Origin of the sequence: Amycolatopsis sp. NPDC006131, from assembly GCF_040614175.1 — a bacterium.
Classification (GTDB): Bacteria; Actinomycetota; Actinomycetes; order Mycobacteriales; family Pseudonocardiaceae; genus Amycolatopsis_E; species Amycolatopsis_E tucumanensis.
The window spans coordinates 1-21,394 of record NZ_JBEXTX010000011.1 but is presented as its reverse complement, the minus strand read 5'-3'; the positions used below and the strand labels follow the sequence as shown (position 1 = coordinate 21,394).

Annotated in this window: 18 protein-coding genes and 1 rRNA gene; 11 read left to right on the top strand and 8 right to left on the bottom strand. The window is 70.7% G+C overall.

The window, feature by feature from the left end:
• Positions 1 to 171 precede the first annotated feature (171 nt).
• From ABZ215_RS08940 to ABZ215_RS08925, 4 genes are read left to right on the top strand one after another with little or no spacing between them, the layout of a single operon-like run.
• Entirely contained in the window at positions 172 to 1,383 is a 1,212-nt protein-coding gene (locus tag ABZ215_RS08940) for an ABC transporter substrate-binding protein (RefSeq protein ID WP_020419709.1), read from the top strand.
• 1 nt (position 1,384) lies between these two features.
• On the top strand, positions 1,385 to 2,242 hold the full coding sequence (locus ABZ215_RS08935; protein ID WP_027932298.1) for an ABC transporter permease: 858 nt from the start codon (positions 1,385 to 1,387) through the stop codon (positions 2,240 to 2,242).
• Positions 2,243 to 2,252: 10 nt separating this feature from the next.
• Positions 2,253 to 3,059: an ABC transporter permease gene (locus tag ABZ215_RS08930; protein ID WP_017987041.1), complete on the top strand. Its 807-nt coding sequence runs from the start codon at positions 2,253 to 2,255 to the stop codon at positions 3,057 to 3,059.
• A 53-nt stretch (positions 3,060 to 3,112) separates the two neighbouring features.
• Positions 3,113 to 4,066, top strand: a complete 954-nt coding sequence (locus ABZ215_RS08925) for an undecaprenyl-diphosphate phosphatase (protein ID WP_354948896.1) — start codon at positions 3,113 to 3,115, stop codon at positions 4,064 to 4,066.
• 36 nt (positions 4,067 to 4,102) lie between these two features.
• Here the strand turns inward: ABZ215_RS08925 and panB are convergent, their stop codons facing one another.
• The 3 genes from panB to ABZ215_RS08910 form a co-directional block, all read right to left on the bottom strand.
• A complete protein-coding gene (gene panB / locus ABZ215_RS08920) occupies positions 4,103 to 4,963 on the bottom strand; it encodes a 3-methyl-2-oxobutanoate hydroxymethyltransferase (protein WP_017987043.1) in 861 nt (286 codons plus the stop codon).
• A gap of 110 nt (positions 4,964 to 5,073) precedes the next feature.
• Positions 5,074 to 5,781 (bottom strand): helix-turn-helix domain-containing protein, encoded by a 708-nt coding sequence (locus tag ABZ215_RS08915; protein ID WP_354948894.1) that lies wholly within the window; start codon positions 5,779 to 5,781, stop codon positions 5,074 to 5,076.
• A 753-nt stretch (positions 5,782 to 6,534) separates the two neighbouring features.
• Entirely contained in the window at positions 6,535 to 7,242 is a 708-nt protein-coding gene (locus tag ABZ215_RS08910) for an Asp/Glu racemase (protein ID WP_354948892.1), read from the bottom strand.
• Positions 7,243 to 7,313: 71 nt separating this feature from the next.
• Here ABZ215_RS08910 and ABZ215_RS08905 point away from each other — a divergent pair, with 71 nt between their 5' ends.
• Together ABZ215_RS08905 and ABZ215_RS08900 are read left to right on the top strand one after the other, a co-directional pair.
• On the top strand, positions 7,314 to 7,721 hold the full coding sequence (locus ABZ215_RS08905; RefSeq protein WP_354948890.1) for an SRPBCC family protein: 408 nt from the start codon (positions 7,314 to 7,316) through the stop codon (positions 7,719 to 7,721).
• Between the two features lie 9 nt (positions 7,722 to 7,730).
• A complete protein-coding gene (locus ABZ215_RS08900; RefSeq protein ID WP_020419702.1) occupies positions 7,731 to 8,264 on the top strand; it encodes a methylated-DNA--[protein]-cysteine S-methyltransferase in 534 nt (177 codons plus the stop codon).
• Between the two features lie 361 nt (positions 8,265 to 8,625).
• On the opposite strand, the gene ABZ215_RS08895 is transcribed toward ABZ215_RS08900, so the two are convergent.
• From ABZ215_RS08895 to secA2, 3 genes are all read right to left on the bottom strand, one after another.
• A complete protein-coding gene (locus ABZ215_RS08895) occupies positions 8,626 to 9,177 on the bottom strand; it encodes a DinB family protein (RefSeq protein ID WP_354948887.1) in 552 nt (183 codons plus the stop codon).
• A gap of 65 nt (positions 9,178 to 9,242) precedes the next feature.
• Positions 9,243 to 10,952 carry an NAD+ synthase gene (locus ABZ215_RS08890; RefSeq protein WP_354948885.1) on the bottom strand — a complete coding sequence of 570 codons (1,710 nt, stop codon included), beginning with the start codon at positions 10,950 to 10,952 and terminating at the stop codon, positions 9,243 to 9,245.
• A 33-nt stretch (positions 10,953 to 10,985) separates the two neighbouring features.
• Positions 10,986 to 13,304 (bottom strand): accessory Sec system translocase SecA2, encoded by a 2,319-nt coding sequence (gene secA2 / locus ABZ215_RS08885; protein ID WP_027936118.1) that lies wholly within the window; start codon positions 13,302 to 13,304, stop codon positions 10,986 to 10,988.
• A gap of 156 nt (positions 13,305 to 13,460) precedes the next feature.
• On the opposite strand from secA2, the gene ABZ215_RS08880 reads away from it, so the two are divergent.
• Together ABZ215_RS08880 and ABZ215_RS08875 are read left to right on the top strand one after the other, a co-directional pair.
• A complete protein-coding gene (locus ABZ215_RS08880) occupies positions 13,461 to 15,011 on the top strand; it encodes an alpha/beta hydrolase (RefSeq protein ID WP_354948989.1) in 1,551 nt (516 codons plus the stop codon).
• 22 nt (positions 15,012 to 15,033) lie between these two features.
• Positions 15,034 to 16,587: an alpha/beta hydrolase gene (locus tag ABZ215_RS08875; RefSeq protein WP_354948882.1), complete on the top strand. Its 1,554-nt coding sequence runs from the start codon at positions 15,034 to 15,036 to the stop codon at positions 16,585 to 16,587.
• Here the strand turns inward: ABZ215_RS08875 and ABZ215_RS08870 are convergent.
• Both ABZ215_RS08870 and ABZ215_RS08865 read right to left on the bottom strand, forming a co-directional pair.
• Positions 16,584 to 17,276, bottom strand: a complete 693-nt coding sequence (locus tag ABZ215_RS08870) for an LppX_LprAFG lipoprotein (protein WP_020419696.1) — start codon at positions 17,274 to 17,276, stop codon at positions 16,584 to 16,586. The genes ABZ215_RS08875 and ABZ215_RS08870 overlap by 4 nt on opposite strands.
• Positions 17,277 to 17,292: 16 nt before the next feature.
• Positions 17,293 to 18,243, bottom strand: coding sequence for a helix-turn-helix domain-containing protein (locus ABZ215_RS08865; RefSeq protein ID WP_354948880.1), 951 nt, complete (start codon positions 18,241 to 18,243; stop codon positions 17,293 to 17,295).
• On the opposite strand from ABZ215_RS08865, the gene ABZ215_RS08860 reads away from it, so the two are divergent.
• From ABZ215_RS08860 to ABZ215_RS08850, 3 genes are all read left to right on the top strand, one after another.
• Positions 18,242 to 19,594: an MFS transporter gene (locus ABZ215_RS08860; protein WP_354948878.1), complete on the top strand. Its 1,353-nt coding sequence runs from the start codon at positions 18,242 to 18,244 to the stop codon at positions 19,592 to 19,594. The genes ABZ215_RS08865 and ABZ215_RS08860 overlap by 2 nt on opposite strands.
• Positions 19,595 to 19,603: 9 nt before the next feature.
• Complete coding sequence (gene glnA / locus ABZ215_RS08855) at positions 19,604 to 20,947, top strand: type I glutamate--ammonia ligase (RefSeq protein ID WP_017987056.1); 1,344 nt, start codon at positions 19,604 to 19,606, stop codon at positions 20,945 to 20,947.
• Positions 20,948 to 21,322: 375 nt separating this feature from the next.
• A 16S ribosomal RNA gene (locus tag ABZ215_RS08850) occupies positions 21,323 to 21,394 on the top strand; the annotation flags it as partial.

Sequence of the window (21,394 nt, the reverse complement as noted above, 5' to 3'; positions counted from 1 at the left end):
TCCGCGCGGCAGCGCCCTTCACCACGTCGGCGCTGTCCTCGCGAGAGGCCGCCCGCCCGTCACCCGCCACCACCCTCAACGGACGCGCTTCGCGCGGCAGATCCGACTCGAAACCCGCGGCGGCGCAAGTTGCCTGCGCTGCCGTAAGAACCAACCGAAGGAGCCATCCAGATGCGCAACAGCCGGACCCTGCGCTTGATCGCGGGGCTGATGTGTGCGGGGACCGCGGTCGCGGCCTGCGGCACGTCGAGCACTTCGTCCAGCTCGTCCAGCGCGGGCGGGCAGGGCTTCACCCCGCCCAAGCTCGAAGCCCTCTCCCAGCTCGGTCAGCCCGAGGGCGCGCTGAACATCCTGGCCTGGCCCGGTTACGCGGAGAACGGGTCCAACGACCCCAACGTCGACTGGGTGACCCCGTTCGAGCAGGCCACCGGGTGCAAGGTCAACGTCAAGACCTTCGGCACCTCCGATGAGGCCGTCAGCCTCATGAAGACCGGCCAGTACGACGTCATCTCCGCCTCGGGTGACGCCTCGCTGCGGCTCATCGCCGCCGGCGACACCGAACCGGTCAACACCAGCCTCATCCCGAACTACGCCGACGTCTTCGACTTCCTCAAGAACAAGCCGTGGAACAGCGTGAACAACGTCTCCTACGGCGTGCCCCACGGCTGGGGCGCCAACGTCCTGACCTACCGCACCGACAAGGTCAGCCCCGCGCCCACCTCGTGGTCCGTGGTGTTCGACGCGAACTCCCCGTACAAGGGCAAGGTCACCGCGTACGACTCGCCGATCTACATCGCCGACGCCGCGCTGTACCTGATGAAGACCAAGCCGGAACTGGGCATCAAGAACCCCTACGCGCTGGACGACAAGCAGTTCCAGGCCGCGGTCGACCTGCTCAAGCAGCAGCGCCCGCTGGTGTCGGAGTACTGGTCGGACTACCTCAAGGAAAGCCAGGCGCTGAAGAACGGCGACGCCGTCATCGGCACCGCGTGGCAGGTGACGGTCAACCTGACCAAGTCCGAGGGCGCGCCGCTGGAGTCGACCCTGCCCGTCGAGGGCGCCACCGGCTGGTCGGACACCTGGATGGTGGCCACCAAGTCGCCGCACAAGACCTGCGCCTACAAGTGGCTCGACCACATCGTCAGCCCCCAGGCCAACGCGAAGGTCGCCGAGTACTTCGGCGAGGCCCCGGCCAACCCGAAGGCCTGCTCGCTGACCGCGGACGCCAAGCACTGCGAGACCTACCACGCCGGTGACGCCGCCTACGCCGGCCAGATCTGGTACTGGACCACGCCGATCGCCCAGTGCGTCGACGGCCGCACCGACGTCAAGTGCAAGGACTACGGCGAGTGGACTCGCGCGTGGACGGAGATCAAGGGCTGACATGAGCATCGCCGCCAGTGTGTCGGGATTCCTCTACCGCAAACCCAGGTTGCGGCTGGGCATGCTGCTCAGCGCGCCACTGCTCTGGCTGGGCCTGGCCTACCTCGGCGCACTGGCGGCGTTGTTCGTCACCGCCTTCTGGCACACCGACACGTTCACCGGCCAGGTCGTCACCGAGTGGTCGCTGGACAACTTCGCCACCCTGTTCACCGACGAGGTCTACCGCACGATCACGTTCCGCACCCTCGGGATCGCGGTGGCCGTCACGGTGATCGACGCGGTCATCGCCTTCCCGATGGCCTTCTACATGGCCAAGTTCGCCTCGCCGCGGGCGCAGCGGATCCTGGTGATCGCCGTGATGACGCCGCTGTGGGCCAGCTACCTCGTCAAGGCGTACTCGTGGCGGGTCATGCTGTCGGGCAACGGGCTGGTCGGGTGGCTCTTCGGCGCCACCCCCGGCTACGGCCTGACCGCAACCATCCTGACGCTGTCCTACCTGTGGTTGCCGTACATGATCCTGCCGATCTACGCGGGCCTGGACCGGCTGCCGAACTCGCTGGTCGAGGCGTCGAGCGACCTGGGCGGCCGGTCGTGGCGGACGTTCCGCTCGGTGGTGCTGCCGCTGACGTTCCCCGCGATCGTGGCCGGGTCGATCTTCACGTTCTCGCTGACGCTGGGCGACTACATCACCGTCAAGATCGTCGGCGGCGCCGGCCAGATGCTCGGCAACGTCGTCTACGACAACATCGGCGCGGCGAACAACCTCCCGTTCGCGGCGACGGTCGCGACGGTGCCGGTCGTGATCATGCTCGTCTACCTCGCCGCGGTGCGCCGGACCGGTGCGCTGGACAACCTCTAGGCGGTTTCCGATGATGCTGTCCAAGAAGACCAAGTACGTCCTGCTCGCCGCGCTGGTGCTCGGGCTCGCAGTGATCTACGTGCCGCTGCTGGTGGTGCTGCTGAACTCGGTCAACAGCGACACCACCTTCGGCTGGCCGCCGTCCGGGTTCACGCTCGAATGGTGGGGCCGCGCTGCGCAGAACGAGGGTGTGCTGCGGGCGTTGTGGACCAGCCTGCAGGCGGGGCTGGCGGCTACCGCGATCGCGCTGGTGCTCGGCATGATGGCGGCGTTCGCCCTGCAGCGGTACCGGTTCTTCGGCAAGGACACGGTGTCGCTGCTGATCATCCTGCCGATCGCGCTGCCCGGGATCGTCACCGGAATCGCGCTGAACAACGCGTTCCGCACCATCCTGGGCGTCGACCTCGGCCTGTTCACCGCGATCGTCGCGCACGCCACGTTCTGCATCGTCGTGGTGTTCAACAACGTCGTCGCGCGGCTGCGGCGCATGGGCGGGAACCTCGAAGAGGCGTCGATGGACCTCGGCGCGGACGGGATCACCACGTTCCGGCTGGTCACGTTCCCGATGTTGCGGTCGGCGCTGCTCGCGGGCGGGCTGCTGGCGTTCGCGTTGTCGTTCGACGAGATCATCGTGACCACGTTCACCCTCGGTGCCGGCTTGCAGACGCTGCCGATCTGGATCCTGGACAACCTGTTCCGGCCCAACCAGGCGCCGGTGGTCAACGTGGTCGCCGCGGTGCTGATCGTCGTGTCGACAGTCCCGGTGTACCTCGCGCAGCGGCTGTCCGGTGACACGGCCAGCGGCGGGCGGCTGTAGCGCCTCAGGTATTTTCGGCGGACGGTTTCCGGCGGTCGGAAAAGAGGTCCGCGATGTCCGCTGTGACATATTTCGAGGCGATTGTCGTCGGCGCTTTGCAAGGCGTGTCGGAATTGTTTCCGGTGTCCAGCCTTGGGCACAGCATCCTCATCCCGGCGTTGCTGGGCGGTTCCTGGGCGCGGGACCTGAGCATGGGCGGCGAGTCGCCGTACCTGGCGGTGCTGGTCGCGATGCACGTCGCGACCGCGCTGGCGCTGGTGGTCTTCTACCGGCGGGACTGGGCGCGCATCGTGCGCGGGTTGTGGACTTCGGTGCGTGACCGCCGCGTGTCCGATCCCGACCAGCGGCTGGCGTGGTTGCTGGTGCTGGCGACGATCCCGGTCGGGCTGGCCGGGTTGCTGCTGGAAGGCGTGTTGCGGGACTTCCTCGGCAAGCCGGTGCCGACCGCGGTGTTCCTGGCGCTCAACGGGCTCGTGCTGCTGGCCGTGGAGCGGTCCGCGCGTGCTTCCCGCCGGCCGGTCCCGGTCACGCCGGTGCCCGAGCCGTCCGAGGTGACGCGGGACTTCTCGGCGGAGATCACGATGCCCATCCGGATCATCCGCGCCGAGGAGGCCGCCGACCGCCGCCTGGCGCGGCTCGGCGTCGGTGAGGCGGTGCTGATCGGGGCGGCGCAGATCCTCGCGTTGTTCCCCGGGATCAGCCGGTCCGGCATCACGATGGTGGCCGGCCTGCGGCGGGGTCTGTCGCACGAGGACGCCGCGCGGTTCGCGTTCCTGCTGGCCACGCCGGTGATCCTGGCCGCGGGGGTGCTGAAGCTGCCGTCGCTGTTCACGCCGGCGAACCAGGCCTCCCTCGGTCCGGCACTGGTGGGCAGCGTGGTGGCCGGGGTCGCTGCGTACCTGGCGCTGCGATTCCTGACGCGTTATTTCGAGACCCGCACGTTGACGCCGTTCGCGATTTATTGCGTGGTCGCCGGATTGGGGAGTCTCGCGTATTTCCTGGCGTGACTGCCGCCCGCCGCGGACGGCGGGCGGCAGGGGCCGTCAGTGGAAGGCGTGCTCGGGCGCGGGGAACTCGCCGCGGCGCACCTCGTCGGCGAAGGCGGCCGCGGCGCCGGACAGTGCACCGGCGAGGTCGGCGTACCGCTTGACGAAGCGGGGAGCCTTGCCGCGGCGCAGGCCGGCCATGTCCTGCCACACCAGCACCTGGGCGTCGCAGTCCGGGCCGGCCCCGATGCCGACCGTCGGGATCTTCAGCTCGTGCGTGACCTGCTTCGCGACTTCGGCCGGCACCATCTCCATGACGACGGCGAACGCGCCGGCTTCCTGGAGCGCGAGCGCGTCGGCGATCAGGTCGGCGCCCGCCTCGCCGCGGCCCTGGACCCGGTAGCCGCCGAGGTTGTGCTCGCTCTGCGGGGTGAAGCCGATGTGGCCCATGACGGGCACGCCCGCGCCGGTGAGGGCCTCGACGTGCGGCGCGAACCGGCGGCCGCCTTCGAGTTTGACCGCGTGCGCGCGGCCTTCCTTCATGAAGCGGACGGCGGTGGCGAGGGCCTGTTCGGGGGAGAGCTGGTAGGAGCCGAACGGCAGGTCCGCGACGACGAGCGCGCGTTTCGCGGCGCGGGTGACGGCGCGGACGAGGGGGAGCAGTTCGTCGACGGTCACCGGGAGCGAGGTCTCGTAGCCGAAGACGTTGTTGGCGGCCGAGTCGCCGACGAGGAGCACCGGGATGCCGGCCTCGTCGAACAGTTCGGCCGTGTACATGTCGTAGGTGGTGAGCATGGGCCACGGCTCGCCGCGGCGCTTGAGTTCCTGCAGGTGGGGGATGCGGACCTTCTTGGCCGGGGCGCCGGAAGCCGGGCCGGAGCCGTACGGGGCCGCGGTCTCGCCGCTGGTGGTGGACATCTTCGTCGACCGTCCTTCCCTCGAGGCCCTCGTCGGGTCCCCGGGTCGTGGATCTGGGAAACCCAGCGTGACACCAGGACGTGAGGCAGCCCAAGGAGCTGCGATGAGCTTCACACGCCGGTGGTCCCGAGCAGGCGCCGTAGGGCGGCCGGCGGGTGGCCGACGTGTTCCTTGACGGTGCGGGTGAGGTGGGCCTGGTCGGCGAAGCCGAGGTCGGCCGCGAGTCCGGCCAGGTCCGTGTCGCCGGCTTCGAGGCGTTCCAGCACCAGGCCGACGCGGACCCGGTTGCGGTAGCGGGTGAGGGGCACGCCCACCTCGCGGGTGAAGGCGCGGCTGAGCCGGAACGGTGAGACGTGGAGCAGTTCGGCGAGGGAGAGGAGGGTGCCGGCGGCCGGGTGCCGTTCGACGATGGCGATGCGCGCCCTGACGACGATGTCCCGGTCGGTGAGTCGGATGCCGGGGTGGGGCGCGGCCTGGGTGCCGACCTGGGGTGCGGGCCCGATGGCGGCCCGGGTGAGGGCGAGCAGGCTTTCCGGCAGCGCGTAGTCGGGGTCGGCCTGCCGGGTCGACGCGATGAGCCGCCGATGGGCGAACTCGAGCGCGGCGTCGACGTAGACCGCCGGGGTAGCCGGCCGGTGTTCCCCGAAGAGCGAGGCCCACAGCGAGGGCGCGAACTGGATGGCGGTGCACACGTCACCACCGCCGGGATGCGCGAAGGTCTCTTCTTCATCCGGCAGCGAGAGGTAACCGACGGCCGGATCGGCCTCGAAGACCCCGGCACGCGTCCGGCGCCGGAACCAGCCCCGCCGAACGAGCACCAGTTCCGGCGAGGAGCGCCCCTCAGGAGCCGACCACCCGCGATGCCCGCCCCCACAACGCACAAGCCGCACCACGACACCCGCGCGCGAGGCAATCGAGAGAACGGCCACCATGCGCGCGACGGTACCCCGCAGGTACGACAATTCCGGGCGCCTTGGTGCGGGCGTTCTTCTCCCGGCGCCCTTGCCGCCGCGCCGCTGAGGCTCGACGCCCGGACGCTGTGCCGCTCCGGTGCACATGTCCGGCGCCCTTGGCGCCGCGTCGCGCGAGGCGCGACGCCCGGACACTTTGTGGCCCGCGCTCGACGGCCCCGGCGCTCTGCCGAGCTGGCGCTCTGCCGAGCTGGCGTTCTGCCGGGCTGGCGTTCTGCCGGGCTGGCGTTCTGCCGGGCTGGCGTTCTGCCGAGCTGGCACTGTGACGACCGGGCCTGCCCGCACCCCAACGCGCTGGTGGCCTGCCGCCCAGAAATCCCGCGCCCTGGCAGCCTGCCTCCCCGGCACCCAGTGCCCCAGCGTCTTGCATCCCCGCCGCCCCGGCACCTGGCGCTGCGCGCCAAGCGCGGAGCTCTGCCATGCGGCGCCACTGCGGAACCGCTGGCCTACCGACGCCGAGCGCCTGCACAGCACCGCAGTGCCGTCCCGTGAAGGTGCCCTGCAGGGGCAGCGAGCTTGCCGCTGCTCCTGCTGTCGCATCCCACTGTTGTCGGCGCTGCTACCGCCGCCGATGCCCGCCCCGCGGCGCTGTTCGCCGGGTCAGCTCGCCAGCAGGTGTTGTCCCGGGCCGAGGGCCTTTTCGCCCACGGTGTGGAGCAGCGCCCACATCGTGGCTTGGTTCGCGGTGACCACGGGCTTGCCCAGCTCCCGCTCCAGTGGCGCGATCACATCGTAGGTGGGCAGGCCGGTGCAGCTCACGAACACCGCGTCGGCCGTGGGGGTGTCGCCCTCGCGGATCAGGTCCGTCACCTCCTCGGGCTGGACGTCAGGGACCTCGTCGACCGCCAGGGCGAAACCGGTGATCCTGGTGATCTCGAACCCGTGCGCCGTCAGGTACTTGTGCAGGCGCCGGCCCACCGCGGGCGCGTACGGGTGCACCACGGCCAACCGCCGCGCGTCGACGCTCCGCAGTGCGTCGACGACCGCGCCGGACGTGGTCAGCGCCCGAGGTGCGCCAGCGGCCTCCATGGCTTGCCGCAGGGCGCGTTCGCCTGCCTCACCGCCCACGAAACTGCAGGCCGTGCAGGCGTAGGCGATCGCCGCGGCGCCCGTGTTGCACAGCGCGCGGACCGGGGCCGTCAGGTACGCGGGATCGGCCAGCGCGGACACCATCGTCAGGTTGTCGTCGGCCGGGGCCTCGGCCGTCCGGCGCACCTCCAGCTCGGCTCCGTCGGGCAGCCAGCGGCGGATCTCGTCGTCCCTGGTGAAGTCGAACGACGCGACCACGCCGACCCGCAGTGAGCCCATGACGCCGGATACCCGCCGGACAGCGCAAGAATCTTCAAGACCCCGGGCCGGCCGCGCGGCACGCTGACCGCATGGCTTCGATACGTACGGAAACCCTGATCGACACCCCTCTCGACGTGGTCTGGGCGGCTCTCCGGGATTGGGGCGCGCTGCACGAACGCCTCGCCCCCGGCTTCGTCACCGACACGCGCCTGGACGGCACGGACCGGATCGTCACCTTCTTCGACGGCACCGTCGTGCGCGAGGTGCTGGTCGACCTCGACGACGACGCGCACCGGCTCGTCTGGTCCGTCGTCGGCGGGCCCTACACCCACCACAACGGCGTCGCGCGGGTGTTCCCCGACGGGCCGGACCGGACCCGGTTCGTCTGGGTCGCCGACCTCCTCCCCGGAACCCTCGCGGCCCGCACCGGTGCTTTGATGGAGCAAGGCACCGCGGTCATCAAGAAGACGCTGGAGGCACAGGCCCTCCCGGCCTGAGGGGACACCATGACAGCACTGGGTTACGCGCTCTTCGACACCGCGATCGGTCACTGCGGCATCGCCTGGGGCGAGCACGGTGTGACCGGCGTCCGTCTGCCCGACGGCGCCCCCGCCACCACGCGGGCACGCCTCCGGGCCGCCTTCCCCGAGGCCGCCGAGTCGACGCCGCCGGACGAGGTCCAGGCCGCGATCGACGAGATCACCGCACTCCTGCGCGGCGAGCGCCGGGACCTGCTCGGGATCGTTCTCGACTACCAGGGCGTGCCGGAGTTCAACCGCCGCGTGTACGAGATCGCGCGGAACATCCCGCCCGGACGGACCCTCACCTACGGCGACATCGCCCACCGGCTGGGCATGCCGGGTTCGGCGCAGGCCGTCGGCCAGGCGCTGGGGCACAACCCCTTCCCGATCGTCGTGCCGTGTCACCGGGTGCTGGCCGCCGGGCGCCGCATGGGTGGGTTCTCCGCACGCGGTGGGGTGGAGACCAAGCGGCAGATGCTCATCATCGAAGGCGCGGACGTCCAGCCGACCCTCTTCTGACGCGGGCGCGCCCGGCTCGGGGGAGCGCGTCCGGTGGGGTGGCTGGCGTGTGGGTTGTTGTTCAAGGGGTCTCCTTTGGCGTTGGTTCAGGGCCGGCTTGCGAAGCGCGGGACTGGGCGCGGTGGTGGGAAGGCGAGTTCTTGCGTGGCCGTCTCGTGTGGGACGGCGGCCTTCTGTGGGAGGGCGTCGTGTCGGGTCACGGTCCGACGGGTTATCCGTGCCGCGGTCGCGGGCGGAAGGGGGTATTCGGCGCGCACGGGGCGCGCATCCGTCGGGGCGTGTGACCGAAGCGGCGGAAGCAGGCACCGTCAACGGCTCGGCTGCGAGCGCATCGCCAGCGAGCGCAACCGCAGCAGCGTCGTCAGCCGCTGGGGGTGCGGGGCGTCAGCCACGGTCTGACCGGCCACCCCTCCGCCGCGGCCATCAGTGGCACCGCGGTCGCGCCGTCGATGTGTTCGCGCAGGATGTCCGCGTGCCCGGCGTGCCGCGCGGTTTCCTCGATCAGGTGCAGCAGCACCCACCGCACCGTCCACGCGTCCACTTCGTCCGGGAGCCACGGCACCCGCACCGGCTGCCCGACATCCGGGATCCCGGCGACGATCTCCTCGGTGTCCCTTGCCGCCGAGTCGTACGCGGTCAGCACATCGGACAGCGTTTCCCCTTCACCCACAACGAAATCCGCCACGCCATCGATGTCCACAGGGGAACCCCGCACCGCCGCCATCCACCGTCGCTCGGTGCTCGTCACGTGTTTGATCAGCCCGCCGATGCTCAGCGTGCTCCGCGTGGGCGTCAGCCGCGCCTGCGCGTCGGTCAGACCACGGGCCGCGAGACGCAGGACATACCGCTGCTGCGCGAGAAAAGCGAGCAGGCCGTCGCGCTCGTCGGCCACCGGACGGACATTCCCAGCCATGACAACAGTTCCTTCCAGGAGGGGCACGGAGGGAATGATGGCACCCGGGTCCGACAGTTTCCGGCTCAGAACTCCCCTTCGCGCCAGCAATTCGTGATGGGCAGCCGTCGATCTCGCCCGAAAGCCTTAAAAGTTATCTTCGTACCGATCGGGTACTGGCGGCGTTTGTACTCCGCACGGTCGACCATCCGGATCACCCGATCGATCGTTTCCGGCGCGAACCCGGCCTCGACCAACTCCGCGTAACCCCGGTCGCCTTCGACGTAGTCGTCCAGGATGTCGTCCAGCAACCCGTAGTCCGGCAGCGAATCCGTGTCCAGCTGCCCCGGCCGCAGCTCCGCCGACGGCGGTTTCGCGATCGAGTTCTCCGGGATCGGCGGCACCTCACCGCGTTTCTCGGCCGCGGCGTTGCGCCACCGGGCCAGCGCCCACACCTGCGTCTTGAACACGTCCTTGATCGGCGCGAACCCGCCGACCGCGTCCCCGTACATCGTCGAGTACCCGACCGCCAGCTCGGTCTTGTTCCCGGTCGCCAGCACCAGATGTCCCTCCAGATTGGACAGTGACATCAGGAGCATGCCGCGCACCCGCGCCTGGATGTTCTCCTCCGCCAGGCCGGACAGTCCGAGCTGATCCACGTAGACCCGCACCATGTCCTCGACCGGCTCCACCCGGAAGTGGCATCCCAGCCGCCGCGCCAGTTCCGCCGCGTCGTCCCGCGAATGCGCCGACGAGTACCGCGACGGCATCGACACGCCGTGCACCGAGTCGGCCCCCAGCGCGTCCACCGCCAGCGCCGCCGTCACCGCAGAGTCGATCCCGCCGGAGAACCCGAAGATCACCGAGCGGAACCCGTTCTTGTGCACGTAGTCCCGCAACCCGACGACCAGCGCCGACCACACCTCCGCCTCGTCGGACAACGGCTCGCGCACCGCAGCGGGCAAGGGTTCGTACGCCGGCGCCGGATCCGCCGACAGCACCCGCCGCCGCACCTCGAGCCCCTCGTACATCCCCGGCACGCACTCCACCGCGTCCACGGACACATCCGCCACCAGCAGGTGCTCCACGAACTGCGGCGCCCGCGAGAGCAGCGAGCCGTCCGCGCCGACCACGAACGAGTCGCCGTCGAACACGAGGTCGTCCTGCCCGCCGACCTGGTTCGCGTAGACCAAGGGAGCGCCGGCCTCCGCCGCCCGCCGCGCGACCAGCGGCAACCGGATGTCGTCCTTGGACCGTTCGTACGGCGAGGCGTTCGGCGACACCACCACGCCGACCCCGGCCGCCCCGAGCGCGGACACCGGCCCGCCGTCCTGCCAGAGGTCCTCGCAGATCACCATGCCGATGTCGCAGCCGTGGAACCGCAGCACGTCCAGCGTCCGCCCCGCCTTGAACCACCTCTGCTCGTCGAACACGCCGTAGTTCGGCAGGTGGTGCTTGAACTGCCGCGCGACCACCTCGCCGCGCCACAGGGCGGCTGCCGCGTCGCGGGGACCGACGTCGTCCAGGTCGAGATAGCCCACGTACACGAGCAGCTCACCGCAACCCGCGTCCGCCAGCGAAGCAGCCAACGCCCGCAACGCAGAGCGCGACGCCTCCGCGAACGTGCCGCGCAACGCGAGGTCCTCGACCGGGTACCCGGTCAGCGACATCTCGGGGAACACGACGACGTGCGCCCCGGCCTCGGCGGCCTTGCGGGCCCACGTCACGGTTTGCGCCGCGTTGGCCGTCAGGTCGCCGACGGTCGGGTTCACCTGGGCCAGCGCGATCCGGAGCATGACCTCATTGTCGGCCACGCCCCGGATGCCCGCTCAGTTCTTCTTGCGCCGCAAGAGGCTGCGCACCTGCCGCAGCGTCTCCTCGAAGCCCGCGTCGAACGGCGCGTCGTGCACCAGGTACGTCCACGTCGAGCTGGCCCGCCGCACGCCGGAGGCCGCCAGGTCTATCCCGTCGTCGCCGATCTCCGCGTCGGCGAGCGTCTCGGCGGACCGCTCCTTGATCGCGGGCACGATCTTGCGGAACTCCGGGATCGCGATGCGGTGGAACTCGTCCAGCGGCGTCTCCCGCGCCAGCGCGCGCAGGTGGATGCTCTCCCGCACGTCGGTGAGGAACGCGAGGTGGTCCGACCACATCTGGTCCAGGTGGTACAGCATGATCTCGCGGCAGACCTGCTTCGCCTTCTCCTCGCCGACCTTCTCGGTCAGCTCGTCGTAGCGCTTCTCACCGGACAGCGCCTCCGCGGCCGCGTCGGTCCGGAGCAGCTCGTCGCGGTACTCCAGCAGCTCGCGCCGCTGGTGCTCGATCAGCCGCGTGTAGCGCCAGGTGTTGCGGTGGATCTCCAGGTCGACGCCCTCGGCGACGCGCTGCGCGTGGTCGATGTGGCGCTTGGCCGCCGGATCGGTGATCTCGCCCGAGTCGTCCGCGTCGATGCCATCGGGCACGTCCGGCGCGTTCGAGGTGACCAGCTCGTCGTTCAGGCTCGCGAAGAACACCGCGCTGCCCGGGTCGCCCTGGCGGCCGGACCGGCCGCGCAACTGGCCGTCCAGACGGCTCGACGGGTACCGCGCGGTGCCGATGACGTGCAGACCGCCCAGCTCGGCGACGCGTTCGCGGTCCTTGCCGTCCGCGCCGCCCAGCCGGATGTCGGTGCCACGGCCCGCCATCTGGGTGGACACGGTGATCGCGCCGAACTTGCCCGCCTCGGCGATGATCGCGGCTTCCTCGGCGTCGTTGCGCGCGTTGAGGACGACACACGGCAGGTCGGCCTTCGCCAGCTTCTCGGCGAGCTCCTCGGATTCCGCGACGTCCTGCGTGCCGACGAGGATCGGCCGCCCGGTCTCGTGCACCTCGCGGATCTCCTTGACGATCGCGCGCAGCTTGTGCGACGGCGAGGCGAAGATCCGGTCGTCGAGGTCCTCGCGGACGTTCGGCTTGTTCGGCGGGATGACCGCCACTTCGAGCTGGTAGAACTCGCGCAGCTGCTCGGCGACCGCGACCGCGGTGCCGGTCATGCCCGCGACCTGCGGGTACCGGGCGATCAGGGCCTGCACGGTGATCGAGTCCAGGATCTCGCCGCGGTCGGTGGGCGCGACCTGCTCCTTCGCCTCGACCGCGGCCTGCAGCCCGTCCGGCCAGCGCTGCAGCTCGGCGACCCGGCCGCGGGAGGCGTTGATCAGCTCGACCTTGCCGTCGCGCACCAGGTAGTCGACGTCGCGGGTGAGCAGCGCGTGCGCGTGCAGGGCGACGTTGACGGCCGCGAGCCGCTCGGAGCCGGACTCGCTGTACAGGTCGACCCCGCCGAGCGCCTTCTCCACGACGGACGCGCCTGCCGTGGTCAGCCACGCGTTGCGGCCGTCGGTGTCGGTCTCGTAGTGCAGGCCCAGCCGCAGCCGCCGGACCACGTTGGCGACCTCGGTGTCGGCGACCGCCTGGTCCACCGAACCGGCCATGACCAGCGGCACCCGCGCCTCGTCGACGAGCACCGAGTCGGCCTCGTCGATGATCGCGACCTCCGGGGCGGGCTGGACGACGTCCTCGGCGCGGGTGACGAGCCGGTCGCGCAGCATGTCGAACCCGATCTCGCTGACCGCGCCGTAGGTGACCTCGGCGTCGTAGGCCGCGCGCCGCTCCTCGCGGGTGAGGCTGCCGTCGACCCAGCCGACGGTGACGCCGAGCAGGTCGTACACCGGCTTCATCCACTCGCCGTCGCGGCGGGCCAGGTAGTCGTTGACGGAGATGACGTGCACGCGCTTGCCCTGCAGCGCGTACCCCGCGGCGGCCAGCGCGCCCGCCAGCGTCTTGCCCTCACCGGTCTGCATCTGCACGACGTGCCCGGACAGCAGGCCCATCGTGCCGAGCAGCTGCACGTCGAACGCGCGCTCGTCCAGCGCCCGCCGCGCGGCTTCGCGGCCGAGCGCGCACAGCTCCACCAGCTGCGAGTCGCCGAGCTCGGCCTCCAGGCGGAGCTTGCCCGCGCGCTCGGTCAGCTCCGCGTCGCTCAGGGCCTCCAGCTCGGGTTCGAGCGCCTCGATGTCCGGCAGCAGCGCCTCGTACTTGGTCAGCTCGACGCTGCCCGGCCGCTCGATGAGCTTGCGCAGCCGCTTGCCCATCCGGCTGATCAGTGCTGGCACCCGTGGTCTCCTGTCCTTCTCGCGCGCAACCCACCAGCCAACGAGGTGGCGGTGCACCTGTGTTCCCACTCAGGATGGCACGATCACGACGTGCGCTTCCTTCAGCGAGCCAGGTCCCGGTCCATACGAGCCGCCGTCCTCGGCGCCTGCCTGCTGGTGCCGGTCGCGGCCTGCACCTCGCCGGAGCCCGCGCCGGCTCCCGCGCCGACGGCGACCACCGAGTCGGCCGGCCCGGCCGGGGTGGTGCCCGCCGGGCTGGAGCGGTTCTACGCACAGCCGTTGACCTGGGGCGACTGTGCACCTTACGCGACTTCGGACGACATCAGGTCCGCCTTCCGCGCTGATGCTCTCCAGTGCGCCCGGCTGACCGTGCCGCTGGACTACACGAAGCCGCAGGGCGACACGATCACGATCGGCGTGCTCCGGCAGAAGGCGACGGGCGACCGGCTCGGGGCGCTCGTGCTCAACCCGGGCGGCCCCGGCGCCTCCGGCATGTACGCCGCCGCCGGCCTCGCGCCGCGGGTCGCGAACACCGACCTCGGCAAGCGCTTCGACATCGTCGGCTTCGACCCGCGCGGAATCGGCGCCAGCGAACCCGACGTGACCTGCCTGACCGACGCCGAGCGGGACGAGCAGCGCGCCGAGGACCTCGAGGCCGACGGCAGCCCGGCAGGCGTGGCCAGGCAGGACGCCGAGTCCAAGGAATTCGCCGACAAGTGCGCCGAGCGGACCCAGTTCGGCACCGCGATGCTCGCGAACCTCGGCACCCGCGACGTCGTCAAGGACATGGACGTCCTGCGGTCGGCGCTGGGCGAGGAGAAGCTGACCTACCTCGGCTACTCCTACGGCACGCGGATCGGCTACACCTACGCCGAAGCGTTCCCACAGAACGTGCGCGCCATGGTCCTCGACGGCGCGCTGGACCCGAGCCAGGACGAGGTCGAGTCGCTGGTCGCGCAGGGGCAGGGCTTCGGCGTCGCGTTCAACGACTTCGCCAGGTGGTGCGCCGCCCGCCGCGACTGCGTGCTCGGCACCGACCCGGCCGGCGCGACCCGGGCCTTCCAGAACCTGGTGCGGCCGCTGATCGAGAACCCGGTCCGCCTCCGCGACGGCCGGGTCCTCAGCTACGACGACGCCACGCTCGGCGCGATCCAGGCGTTGTACTCGCAGCAGTTGTGGGCGCCGCTGAACGCCGGGCTCAACGAGCTGAAGAGCGGCCAGGGCACCACGTTGATGGCGCTGGCCGACCAGTACAACGAGCGCGACGCCAGCGGCAACTACGCCAACACGCAGGACGCCTTCACCGCGATCCGCTGCGTCGACGACCCGCCGGTGACCGACCGCGCCGAGATCCTCGAGGCGGAGAACCGCTACGACCAGGTGGCGCCCTTCCTCGACGACGGCAGGCCCAACGGTGCCGCGCTCGACCCGTGCGCGTTCTGGCCGGTGCCCAACACCTCGGAGCCGCACGAGCCGAACGTCGCCGGCGTGCCGCCGGTCCTGGTGATCTCGACCACGAACGATCCGGCCACCCCGTACCAGGCGGGGGTGAACCTCGCGAAGGCGATGAAGGGCGCGCTGCTGACGTTCGAGGGCACCCAGCACACCGTCTTCCTGCAGGGAGTCGACTGCGTGGACGACATCGGCACCGCCTACCTGATCGACGGGACCCTGCCGGCGGAAGGCGCACGCTGTACCTCTCGGTGACCGGACTGGCACGATGTGACAGATGCGTTTTCCCCGCCGCCGGAGGCTGCTCGCCGCGGGCCTGCTGGCCGCCACGCTGACCGCGTGCACCACGCAGGCCACCGCGCCGCCGCCGTCACCCTCGCCGGTGGCGGACGTCCACGCGCTCGACCGCTTCTACGACCAGCAGCTCGCGTGGGGTGACTGCGCGGCGTACGCGACGGGGCAGCAGAGCGCGGAGGCGTTCCGCACGCCCGGCGTGGAGTGCGCCCGGCTGACCGTTCCGCTGGACTACGCGAACCCGCGCGGCGAGACGATCACCGTCGGCGTGCTGCGGCACAAGGCGCTCGACCCGGCCCACCGCATCGGCTCGCTGGTCATGAACCCGGGCGGCCCTGGCGGTTCCGGCATGGAAGCGGCCGCCCGGCTGGTGCCGACGGTGTCGAACAACGCGATCGGCCTGCGGTTCGACTTCGTCGGCTTCGATCCGCGCGGGGTCGGCGCGAGCCAGCCGCGCGTGCAGTGCCTGACCGACGCCGAACGGGACGCCGAACGGGCAGGCAACCCGGGCGCCTCGGACGCCGCGTGGACCGGGGAGGCGAAGGACTTCGCGGCGAAGTGCGCCCAGCGCACCGAGCACGGCGACGCGATGCTGGCGAACATGGGCACGCGGGACGTGGTCAAGGACCTCGACGTCCTGCGGGCCGCGCTGGGCGAGGCGAAGCTGAGCTACCTCGGCTACTCCTACGGCACCCAGATCGGCTACAGCTACGCCGAGGCGTTCCCGGAGCGGGTCCGCGCGTTGCTGCTGGACGGCGCCATCGACCCGGCGGCGACCGATCCGGATTCGCTGGTCGCGCAGGGCGCCGGGTTCTCCCGCGCGTTCGGCGAGTTCGCCGCCGAGTGCGCGCGCCACGACGGCTGCGCGCTGGGCCGCGACCCGGCGAAGGCGGCGGCCGAGTTCCAGAACCTGGTCCAGCCGCTGGTCGGCGCTCCGGCGAAGACCGGCGACGGCAGGCGGCTGTCCTACCGGGACGCCATCACCGGCGTGGTCGAGGCGATGTACTCGAGCCAGTCCTGGCCGTTCCTCAACACCGGACTCGGCCTGCTGCGTGGCGGTGACGGCTCGGTCCTGCTCCGGCTCGCCGACGGCTACTACGAGCGCGACGCGGACGGGCGGTACTCGTCGCTGCAGGACGCCTACTACGCCGTGCGCTGCGTGGACAACCCGCGTGCGGTCGATCCGGCGGTGTCCCGGCAGCGGATGGTCGACGCCGCGCCGTTCCTCGGCTGGGGCCGCCCCGACCAGGGCGAACTCGACGTGTGCGCGAGCTGGCCGGTGCCCAGCACGTCCCAGCCGCACCGGCCGACGGTCACCTCCGCCGCGCCACCACTGGTCATCTCGACGACCGGCGACCCGGTCACCCCGTACCAGGCCGGCGTCACCCTCGCGAACCTCTTCCACGGCGGCCTGCTCACCGTCGATGGCACCCAGCACACCGCGTTCCTGCACGGCAACATGTGCGTCGACGTCGCCGGACTGGACTTCCTGGTGGACGGCTCCCAGCCGGCCCCGGGCACCCGCTGCCAGGCCTAACCGCCGGTGGACGTCCCGACGGGCACGTTCTGGTCGGACAGCGCCAGCTCCAGCTGGATGGCGCCCTCGTTCGGCTGCCGCGGCGGCACCTGGATCCACACGCGCACCAGGTTGCGCGGCTCGGCCTTGGTGACCCAGAACTTGATGTCCACGTCGGCCTGGATGCCGGGGATGACGCTGGAGATGACGTCCTTCGCCAGCTCGCCGGTGACCCGGTAGGCCTCGACGCCGAGGACGTCCTCCTTCGTCTCCGTCTTCAGCGCGGTCGCCTCCGACATCAGCTTGGGCAGGCCGCGCTCGGAGTCGAGCAGCGTCATCGGGTTGTAGTCGGCGGGCACGGGGGCCTGCCGCTGCTGGCCCTTGGTGTCGGTGAGGAACAGCGTCTCGCCGACGAGCACGTAGTCCAGCTCGAACCGGTCCGCCGAGGCCTGCACGTCGGCCTGCCCGATCGCGGTGCCGTGCGGCCCGCCGTCCTTGCTGGCCTGCCCCTTGACCTCGCGGATGTCCAGGCCGGGGATGGTCGAGCTGACGCTGAAGTCGAACCGCACGCTGCGGATCCCGTTCAGGCTCGTCTCGGCGGCGTCCACGAGCGCGCGCCCGTCGGGGAGCGGTTCCTCTGGCGCGGCCGAACAGGCGGTGGACAGCGCCAGGACCAGGGCGAGGACACCGGCGGTGCGTCGGCGGAGCATGCGTCCAAGGTAGCGATCAGCGGCGGGCGAAGGTCCGGCGGTATGCCAGCGGAGCGACGCCGATCGCCGCGTTGAGGTGCTGTCGCAGCGAAGCCGCGGTGCCCAGCCCCGACTCGGCCGCGACCCGGTCGACGGGCAGATCCGTGGTCTCCAGCAGGTGGCGGGCGTGCAGCACCCGCTGCTGGTTCAGCCATGCCCGCGGCGACTGCCCGGTCTCCGCGCGGAAGCGGCGGCTGAAGGTGCGCACGCTCATGCCCGCGTGCTTCGCGAGCGCGGCCAGGTCGAGCGGTTCGCCGAGCCGTTCCAGCACCCACGCGCGCGTCGCGGCGGTGCTGCCGTCGGCCTCGGGCAGTGGCTGCTCGATGAACTGCGACTGCCCGCCGTCGCGCCACGGCGGCACCACGCAGTAGCGGGCGACGTGGTTGGCGACCGCGCTGCCGTGGTCGGACCGCACGAGGTGCAGGCACAGGTCCACGCCGGCGGCCAGCCCCGCGGAGGTCAGGACGTCGCCGTCGTCCACGAACAACACGTTCTCGTCCAGGTCGACCTGCGGGTAGAGGCGCCGGAAGGCGGGCGCGTGCGCCCAGTGGGTGGTCGCGCGGCGGCCGTCGAGCACGCCGGCGGCGGCCAGCACGAAGGCGCCGGTGCAGATCGACACGAGCCGCGCCGATGACGGGATCCGGGCCAGCGCCGCGGCCAGGTCGGGCGGCAGCACGCCCTCACGCCGCGGCCCGTGCACGCGGGTGCCGGGGATGACGACGGTGTCGGCGTCCTCCAGTGCTTCCGGGCCGTGGCCGAGGTGCGCGTCGTAGCCGTGGCTGACCCGCACCGGCCGGTCGTCGACCCCGCAGACCCGCACGTCGTAGAGCGGTTCGCCGTCCTGTGCCGCGGTGCCGAACACGAGCGGCGCGATGTTCAGGTCGTACCCGACCACTTCGGAGACCGCGAGGACCACAACCCGGTGCATGGCCGGATTCTTGCACATATTGGCGCTCCGGCCACTCGTCCGGGTGATCGCGGTCGGCGAGCATGTAGCGGTGACAAGAACGAAGTCGCGCATCCACCCGGCCTGGTTCGTCGCCTTCGCGGCCTTCGTCGCGCTGGTCGGCGCCGCCGGGTTCCGCGCCACCCCCGGCGTGCTGATCGACCCGTTGCACGAGGAGTTCGGCTGGTCGACGGCCACGATCTCGGCCGCCGTGTCGATCAACCTCCTGCTCTACGGCCTGACCGCGCCGTTCGCCGCGGCGTTGATGGAGCGGCTCGGCATGCGCAAGGTCGTGACCGGCGCGCTGGTCCTGGTCGCGGCGGGCAGTGGTTTTACGGTGTTCATGACCGCGAGCTGGCAGTTGCTGTTGTGCTGGGGCGTGCTGGTCGGGCTGGGGACCGGCTCGATGGCGCTGGCGTTCGTCGCGACCGTGACCGCGCGCTGGTTCGTCCGCCACCGCGGCCTGGTCAGCGGCATCCTGACCGCCGCGGGCGCGGCCGGGCAGCTGGTGTTCCTGCCCCTGCTCGCCGCGATCGCCACGAACGACGGCTGGCGGACCGCGTCGCTGGTGGTGTCCTTCGCCGCGCTCGCGGTCGTGCCGATCACCCTGATCTTCCTGCGCGACCACCCGAGCGAGATCGGCCTGACCGCGTACGGCGCGACCGAGGCCGAGGAGTTGCCGCCGTCGACTGGAGCGGCCCGGCGCGCGCTGCAGGTGCTGGGGCAGGCCGCGAAGACGCGGGCGTTCTGGCTGCTCGCCGGCGGGTTCGCGATCTGCGGGGCCTCCACCAACGGCCTGATCCAGACCCACTTCGTGCCCGCGGCGCACGAGCACGGGATGCCGCCGACAACCGCGGCCTCGCTGCTCGCGCTGGTCGGCGTCTTCGACGTGGCAGGCACGATCGCCTCGGGCTGGCTCACCGACCGCGTCAACCCGAGGATCCTGCTCGGCGTGTACTACTTCCTGCGCGGCGCGTCGCTCATCGTGCTGCCGCACCTGTTCGCGCCCACCACCGAACCGCCGATGTGGGCTTTCATCATCTTCTACGGACTGGACTGGGTCGCCACGGTGCCGCCGACGGTCGCGCTGGCCCGTGAGCACTTCGGCCTGAGCGGTCCCATCGTGTTCGGCTGGGTCTTCGCGTCCCACCAGGTCGGCGCGTCGATCGCCGCGGTGGGCGCCGGCCTGATCCACGACCACGCCGGGAGTTACGACCTCGCGTGGTACATCTCGGGCGGATTGTGCGCGCTGGCTGCGGTGATGTCGCTGGTCATTCCCTCCGTCAGGGCAACACCGGAACCACGAAACATGCCGTTAACACGCCATGCGTAGGGTGCGGCCATGGATCGCCAGCAGGAGTTCGTGCTGCGCACGCTGGAAGAACGTGACATCCGGTTCGTCCGTCTGTGGTTCACCGACGTACTCGGTTTCCTGAAGTCGGTGGCGGTGGCCCCCGCCGAGCTGGAGGGCGCCTTCAGCGACGGGATCGGGTTCGACGGATCGGCCATCGAAGGCTTCGCGCGCGTCTACGAATCGGACATGGTCGCGAAGCCCGACCCGTCGACGTTCCAGGTGCTGCCCTGGGAGACCCCGGAGGGCGGGCACTACTCCGCGCGGATGTTCTGCGACATCGCGATGCCCGACGGGTCGCCGTCCTGGGCCGACCCGCGGCACGTGCTGCGGCGCCAGCTGTCGAAGGCGGGGGAGGCCGGGTTCACCTGCTACGTGCACCCGGAGATCGAGTTCTTCCTGCTCTCGTCGTTGCCGTCGGACGGCAGCGAGCCGGAGCCCGCGGACAACGGCGGGTACTTCGACCAGGCCAGTCACGCCACGGCGACGCACTTCCGCCGCCACGCCATCGAGGCGCTGGAGGCGATGGGCATCTCGGTCGAGTTCAGCCACCACGAGGGCGCGCCGGGGCAGCAGGAGATCGACCTGCGCTACGCCGACGCGCTGACCATGGCCGACAACGTCATGACGTTCCGGTACGTGGTCAAGGAGGTCGCGCTGACCCAGGGGGTGCGTGCGACCTTCATGCCGAAACCGTTCACCGAGCAGCCCGGCTCGGGGATGCACACGCACGTGTCGTTGTTCGAGGGCGACCGCAACGCCTTCCACAACCCGGAAGACCCGTACGAGTTGTCCGAGACGGGCAAGGCCTTCGTCGCCGGCCTGCTCCACCACGCGCGGGAGATCTCCGCCGTCACCAACCAGTGGGTGAACTCGTACAAGCGGCTGATCAGCGGGGGAGAGGCGCCGACCACGGTGTCGTGGGGCCGGGCGAACCGGTCCGCGCTGGTGCGGGTGCCGAACTACTCGCCGGGCAAGGCGTCGTCGCGACGGGTCGAGATCCGCACGATCGACTCCGCCTGCAACCCCTATCTGGCGTACTCGGTCGTGATCGCCGCCGGGTTGAAGGGGATCGAGAAGGGCTACGAGCTGCCGCCGGCGGCCGAGGACAACATCTGGTCGATGAGCGACGCCGAGCGCCGCGCGGCCGGGTACGACCAGCTGCCGCAGAACCTCGGCGAGGCTCTCGCCGAGATGGAGAAGTCCGAGCTGCTGCCCGACGCGCTCGGCGAGCACGTCTACGACTTCTTCCTCCGGAACAAGCGCGCCGAGTGGGACGCCTACCGGCGCTCGGTCACGCCGTACGAGCTCAAGACGCTCCTACCGGTGCTCTGACCAGGGGAAATGCCGTTAAGGGACCCCCCTGTTTCAGGGGGGTTCCGGGGCATGTAATCTTCTCTTCGTCGCCAGGGAGACCGGGACGACGGGGCCGAAAGCCCCGGCGGACGGACCAGGGTCGGGCGGTGTTGACACCGCGAACCGAACCGGGTAAAGTTCTTGGTCGGCCCGCGGGTGGGTCGCCAACCACTACTACTAAACCAGTAGGGTTGCTGACGCCCTCCGCGAGAACACAAAAGCTTTATAGAAGCAGCAGCTTCGTGTTGTTTGAGAACTCAACAGTGTATTGATGAGCTAAAGCCAGTTGATTAGCTAGAACCCTTTGTGGGTTCCTTTGAGGCTATCATGTATAGCCGGATCGATTTTCTAGCATTGTTGGAGAGTTTGATCCTGGCTCAGGACGAACGCTGGCGGCGTGCTTAACACATGCAAGTCGAACGCTGA